The organism is Empedobacter sp. R132-2, from assembly GCF_030324375.1.
Classification (GTDB): Bacteria; Bacteroidota; Bacteroidia; order Flavobacteriales; family Weeksellaceae; genus Empedobacter; species Empedobacter falsenii_B.
Genome location: NZ_JACAGG010000016.1, coordinates 60,248 through 67,294, shown reverse-complemented (window position 1 = coordinate 67,294; position 7,047 = coordinate 60,248). Strand labels below are relative to the sequence as shown.

General features: G+C 32.5%; 4 protein-coding genes. All 4 read right to left on the bottom strand.

All coding sequences use genetic code 11. From position 1 onward, the window contains the following. Positions 1-382: 382 nt before the first annotated feature. The 4 genes from HXZ69_RS09080 to HXZ69_RS09065 all read right to left on the bottom strand — a co-directional run bounded on the left by HXZ69_RS09080 (position 383) and on the right by HXZ69_RS09065 (position 7,040). On the bottom strand, positions 383-1,219 hold the full coding sequence (locus tag HXZ69_RS09080) for a DNA adenine methylase (protein ID WP_280061325.1): 837 nt from the start codon (positions 1,217-1,219) through the stop codon (positions 383-385). Positions 1,220-1,448: 229 nt separating this feature from the next. Further along, positions 1,449-1,751 carry a hypothetical protein gene (locus tag HXZ69_RS09075; RefSeq protein WP_286495754.1) on the bottom strand — a complete coding sequence of 101 codons (303 nt, stop codon included), beginning with the start codon at positions 1,749-1,751 and terminating at the stop codon, positions 1,449-1,451. A 2-nt stretch (positions 1,752-1,753) separates the two neighbouring features. Further along, complete coding sequence (locus HXZ69_RS09070; RefSeq protein ID WP_286495753.1) at positions 1,754-6,631, bottom strand: phage tail protein; 4,878 nt, start codon at positions 6,629-6,631, stop codon at positions 1,754-1,756. Further along, positions 6,621-7,040, bottom strand: a complete 420-nt coding sequence (locus tag HXZ69_RS09065; RefSeq protein ID WP_280061322.1) for a hypothetical protein — start codon at positions 7,038-7,040, stop codon at positions 6,621-6,623. Before HXZ69_RS09065 ends, HXZ69_RS09070 begins: the two co-directional genes overlap by 11 nt. Positions 7,041-7,047: the final 7 nt, after the last annotated feature.

Here is a 7,047-nt window from a genome sequence, read left to right as displayed (position 1 = left end):
AGTACATTAATAAAACATACTTTAATCGAAATATTAATAATCTAAAAACTCAAATTATTTAAAATGCACAACGGGTACTTTATAATATTTTAAAACATAATGAGCATAATCATCACCTTTTTTGATATAAAATAGGGTTTTAAAATCTTTAGAATTTATATTTCTTTTTTCGAAAAATTTTTCACTTTCTTTAATTAAATTAGAGTGAATTATCTGTTCATTTTCACAAGAATTAAATAAGAGAAATGTAAAAAGTATCAGAATAAAATATTTCATATATAATCCGCAAAACGAAAAGTACAGAATTTCAAAACGAAATGTATAATAAAATCACAAATATTAAAGCCGTTTAAGTATGATTTAAACAGCTTTTAATATAGATTTAATTCAACTTATACAACATCATATCGGTATACTTGGCAGAATGATTAAGCGTTGTGTTGATACAAACCGTTGTAGAGCCACTAAATGGATTTACTTCAGCAATTGAGGTTCTGTCTTCCATCCATTGACAAAGTTCAACGATTTGGCTTTTATTAGACGTAAAGTATAAGTAATTTGTATTCACTAATACGTCCAAAACATTCAAATAATCCTTTAATTTCCAATAATTATTACTATTGTAAGTTGAGCAATCAGTACTCAAATATGGTGGATCAACTAAGAAAACTACATCTTTCAAATCTTTATAGTGATCAAACAAATCTTTATAATCTTGATGAACGATTTCTACCCCATTCAAGTAGTCATCAGTCACATAATTACTTTGTCGTACATTGTTATAAAAGGTTTGTTTTGCTAAATCATTGTAATTAGTAACATACTTTGCACTAAATAATAATGAACTGGATAAAGTAATATAATCAACATATCCCAATCTACATTCTTCATCTTTAATCAATTCTAATAGTTTCAATTTATACGGTTCAGGTATTAATTTATCTTTAGGCAATCCGTTTGTAATTGCTCTAATTTTATCAAGTAATACATTCGTTTGAGCAACTGCTGTTAATCGTTTGCTGAAATCATCATAATCATTATATATAACTTTTGCATTAGGTTTTAGTTGTTTTACAGTATGACTTAGAATACCACTACCTCCAAATAAATCAACATAAGTTGCATTATCTGAACTATTTACTAAAACTTCCTTTATATGGCTTAAAAATTTTCTCTTTTGCCCTTGAAAAGGCAATGGACTTTGTGTGTAATTTTTCATTTTTTACTCTAATTATTAATATATTTGCATCTCTCACATTCATCAAAATATAAACGCATCAAAGGATCAGAAGACTTATGTCCTCCGACGACCTTTGATGCGTCAGTTTAAAATGAATGTGAGAGTTTTTTTTAAATGTCGGAGGATACTTTTACCTCCTTTTCTTTTATAGTGCAGCGTTAAAGCTTTTTAGAATAACGGGACACTCTACCGAATTTTATTCGATAAATTATTCTACTTCAAAACCATCTACAATAGTCTTACAAGAAGCTGTAACATGATCGATAGTTGCGCCTAAATTTGGAATTGATTTCGAAATTTTGAAATCTAATTGACCAATCTCCGCAAAATAACTTCCTGTTATCAACTTGTCGTTTGACTCTGCTTTAGCAGACACATAGAAACTGATTGCTTTTGGTTTCTGACCATTTTCATAATTAAATGAGTAAATTGCTTGATGCGTTTCTGAAATGCTTTCTGAAAGTATTTCTGTGATTGAACGCTGCACTAATTCGAATTGATTTGTTTCCATTGTTATTTGATATAATTTAAATTTTGTGTTTCTACTATTTTACCTGCCTGAACATAATAAACTGTTGAATATTGTTCAAATTTTTGATTTCCTGTTGTTCCGTCTCGCATTGAAAAAACGCCTTCTATCGCTCGGAAATACCAACCGTCCGTGATATTATCCACTCTCGTTGAATTAGTTGTTTTATAACCAACATAATTAGCATATTGCGCGTTATTTGGATGCGTGCCATTATAATATTCCCAACATATGTACACATTTGTATAACTATACTTATACACCCAATAGATATACGGAAAATACTCGTCAGGCATATGTCGCGTTGAATCTACATTTACATTGTTTTCAATGAATGTTTTTAAATCATTTTTGACTGTATTGTAATCTCTTGTTGTAATGTTAGTTTTCAATAACGTTGAACGCGACCAACTTTCAGATGTGTAATTAACAGGAACTAATCCACGTACTGAGTCTAATTGAAACAATGGAGCTCCAGTCTCATTATACATGTTGAAAATCCATTTTGTTCCATCATATCCACGCTCGAAAGCAATAATTCCATTGCTATGATATCCACGTTCAAAACCTCCATGTGACATTGTCCAACGTGCTTGATATCGATTGGCAAAGTTTGCACCTGCAAAAAGAAAAATTGAATCGTCACCATTATCTCTAATACCTGAAAGCCCTCCTGTTCCTGTCGTTCCTTGACCAACCAGCGCAACACCTGTTGCAATCACATTATTATCTACCGTAGTTCCTAAGAAACTTGTGATCTTATTAATACGTTCAATCGTTGTATTTACCTGATTAATAGCTGAAGTATTCGCATTAACACCTAATCGTAATTTATCATTTATAGTTACTACAAGTGTAATATTCTGGTCATAATACGCTTTGAATTTTGCACGAAAAACATCACCTACTATTGGACTATCTGATGAAATATCAACTAATAATGGCGTTATGTAATTAAATAAGTCATTATAACTATTAGTGAAATTTATGGTTGATATTCCGTTGTTAATTGCTAAACTATAATTACTTGTATATTCAGATTTTATGCGATTCCACTCGTTTGATATTTGTTGTTTCTCACTTGCAGATAGAATATTATCATTTGAAATGTCAGTAACTTTTTGATTAGCTTGTTCAGCTAATTGCTTAGCTTGCAAAATACTTGATTCTACATCTTCTGGCGCTGGTGTCCAGTCTAGTGAAGGTTTTACATCACCTTCGAAAAGTGTAGCCCATCTAACGTGTGAATTACCTATTTCAGTGCCAGTCCACACGCCTTCTAAATGATGGTAAAAAATAATCCCCGTAGCGTCGTTAGTTGCTGTAAATTTCAAAATATAAGTACCATCAGTTGATGTTTTCCAATCCCACGACAAAACATCCCCATTATTCAATAAAACACCTATATAACCACCGTCCCAATTAACTAAATTAACAACCAAAGTGTATTGTTTGCCAGATAAAATTTTTCCATATAAACTGTAACCTCCTAGGTTATATTTTAACTCTCCAGCATCTTTATGCATCGGTACATTTGAGTTTTTTAACAAATTTCTTCCACCAATTTGAATGTTATTTACCAACCCCTGTGCGTGTTGTTTCGCAATTTCCATTTTCGCAGTCGCATCGGCTATCGCTCTTGCTTCTTCTTCATCAATAACACCATCAGCATAAGCATTAGCAGCAATTTTAGCTAAATTAGCCTGTGCTTCTGCATAGGATTTTGCAGCCGCTAAATTATCTTGCATTTGTTGGATACGTTCTTGTTCTTCAGCTGTAATCTGACCGTCTGCGTATGCTTCCAACTGAACTCGAAGTAAATTATCTTGCGCAGCAGCATATAGTTTTGACGCTTCCATTTTAGCAGTAGCATCGTCAATTGCTCTTTGTTCGGCAGCTGTAACTTTTCCGTCTGCATAAGCTTCAGCTTGAATACGTTTTAATTCGTCTTGTGCATCTGAATATGCTTTAGACGCGTTAATACTATTTTGTTTAGCTTGCTCAATACTCGCTTCTACATCTTCAGGCGCTGGAGTCCAGTCTAGTGAAGGTTTTACATCACCTTCGAAAAGTGTAGCCCATCTAACGTGTGAATTACCTATTTCAGTGCCAGTCCACACGCCTTCTAAATGATGGTAAAAAATAATCCCCGTAGCGTCGTTAGTTGCTGTAAATTTCAAAATATAAGTACCATCAGTTGATGTTTTCCAATCCCACGACAAAACATCCCCATTATTCAATAAAACACCTATATAACCACCGTCCCAATTAACTAAATTAACAACCAAAGTGTATTGTTTGCCAGATAAAATTTTTCCATATAAACTGTAACCTCCTAGGTTATATTTTAACTCTCCAGCATCTTTATGCATCGGTACATTTGAGTTTTTTAACAAATTTCTTCCACCAATTTGAATGTTATTTACCAACCCCTGTGCGTGTTGTTTCGCAATTTCCATTTTCGCAGTCGCATCGGCTATCGCTCTTGCTTCTTCTTCATCAATAACACCATCAGCATAAGCATTAGCAGCAATTTTAGCTAAATTAGCCTGTGCTTCTGCATAGGATTTTGCAGCCGCTAAATTATCTTGCATTTGTTGGATACGTTGTTGCTCCTCAGCTGTTATTTGACCGTCAGCGTACGCTTCCAATTGAACACGAAGTAAATTATCTTGTGCCGCAGCATAAATTTTAGCAGCTTCAGCTTTGGCAGTCGCATCGTCAATTGCTCGTTGTTCAGCAGCTGTAACTTTACCATCGGCATAAGCTTCGGTTTGAATTCTCTTCAATTCGTCTTGAGCATCAGAATATGCTTTTGATGCATTTATACTGTCAGTTTTGGATTGATCAATATTAATTTGAATTTGCGAAAAAGCAGGAGAATCTGATGTGAATTCAATTTTACCAACAACTTTTCGATTATCAATATCAATAAACAAATCACCGTTTTGTCCTAATATTTTACCTGAAGTAATTTCGCCACCATTGATCGTTGAGAATCCGTAAGATGTTTTAATCTTTCGAAATCCTTCCATTATTGAAGAGAGATATCCATATTCAAAATGATAGAAATTTGGATCAGCATCAAATTTTATTTGTTCAGTAGTAATTAAAAAACTGGCTTGATTTCCATCTCGTTGACATCTCAAATAAATGTAATTAAATACAGCTGAGATATTATTGATTTGTGCAGCTAAAATATTCCAAACTCTTTCAGAGTCTGCAATAGTAAAATGTACCATTTGCCCTGACGTATTACGAATTGTTGAATTATCAACAATATTCATCTGTACATCTTGTACTTGAAATTGCTGACTTCTTGCAGCAACTGATAACATTTTAGTTTCAATAGATAGTGGTTTTATTTTATCAGAATCAAAATAACCATCGGTGTCAAAAATATTATCTTGAATTTCTCTTGTAAATTGATAATTACGTCGAATGTTACGATCAACTTTTTGTTGATGAGTAATCACTTGATTTGCCCATCGCTGATCATCTAAATACTCGCGAACAATACGAGAAACTTGTACTTCATCTGCTAAATCAAAACTTACATCATATTGATCTTGCAAGTTCTTTGTCAATCCAATTACTCTGATATCAGCATCTAAATTAAAATCTGCATCAATCATCTTGATAGTTTTTCCTAAGACAATATCTATGTTTTGAGCTTCAAAGTAGAATGGATCAGATACCACATTATATTGTAAACGAGGTAAACAATTCGCTGTTAAATATTCTTCTGAGCGTCGTTTTAATTCTGCTTCAGCTTCTGTGACATATTGTAGAGGCATGATAATATCTGTTAAGACATATTCATCCCCAACAGCTGGACGCATTAACTCGCTTGGAACTGTAATCGCTTTTTCTTGTTCAGCAGGTTGTAATTCAAAAGTCTTTGTATTGAAATTAAACCCATGTTCTTTGACCTCTAATGTATAACCAGCTAATTGACCTGTATTAAACGTAACTTTTATAGTTGTATTCGGAATCAAGACATCAGACGAATTCAAATCGAATTCCAAACCATCATCTGTAAATTGAAGGATGTTTTCAGGGTTTATTGCCGTTACTTTTCCTTTTCGATTTGGATATACATCGTCAAACATTTCGGTATGCTCTATAATTCCAAATTTATCAACGTTTGCTTCCAAATAAGGAACATCCATTTTTAGACGCTTGCTATAATTACGATACTCACTTGAAATATTCTTTTCAGAACCGTAAGCGAATAAACGTGTAACAATATTAGATGAATCTACTCGTGAACGATACAATGATCTTAAACCTTTACGAATCCCATATTGTAACGTTAGACCTGAAAACTCTTTTTTTGTTGTAAAATGAATTGTTTTGTTTTTATCAATCCAAAATTCATTTTCAAACTCATCAGCAAGCATTGTTAATGCCGTTAATAGATTATGAGCAGAGAAAGAAAAATTCTTCGTTTCTGTATCATCTACAATTCCAAGTTTCCAATTATTTTGGACACGATTTGCATTTTGAATAATCAATTCTAAAACTCTTCTTGCATCACCCATTACTGAGAAATCAGATATTGAAAGTGTGTCAGAAGAGTCAGGAAAAAGCAATTGTATTTTCCCTAACTCATACTTAACACTTTCAAATTGCAAGGTATATTTGAATTGAATAGAACTTATTTTTTCTTCTTCAGGCGCAAGATTTAATATAAAACTTTGCCCATAGATTTCGACATAATCACCAATTAAAAACTCAACTGATTCAGAAAGAGTAAAACTCATATTTACAACTTCTTCACCCATAATTTGAGCTGTATAAGTTCCTTCAGCTACAACTGAAGCAATAGTTTGATTATTTCTTTTTATATTATAATACATTTGATTTTACTTGAATGGTTAAATCGAATTTTACAAACACTTTAACTACGTTTTTAAGGCGTTTTAAAGAGTGTTTAAAATTGTTTCCTGACTTATAGAAAAAATCATAAGTCATATCGTGATCATCAATGAACAACTGCTGCCAATTTGGTTTTGAAATCTCTTTGAAAAAAGCATTATATTTCGTCCAGAATTCAACATTATCATTTGCCATAATTGCACATTGTAATACAACTTCATTGTCTTTAAAAAATACTTTTCCTAAATGATACTCGTTCCCATTTTGATCGTTCCAATCAAAATTTAATGGTTCTTTACGTTCAGGATAAGACAATAACTTTTCACGACCTGTTAAAATTGCAAGCCCGTAAGAAGCTTTCAAATCTTGATTGTTAATTTTATCAGCCATAATTTCT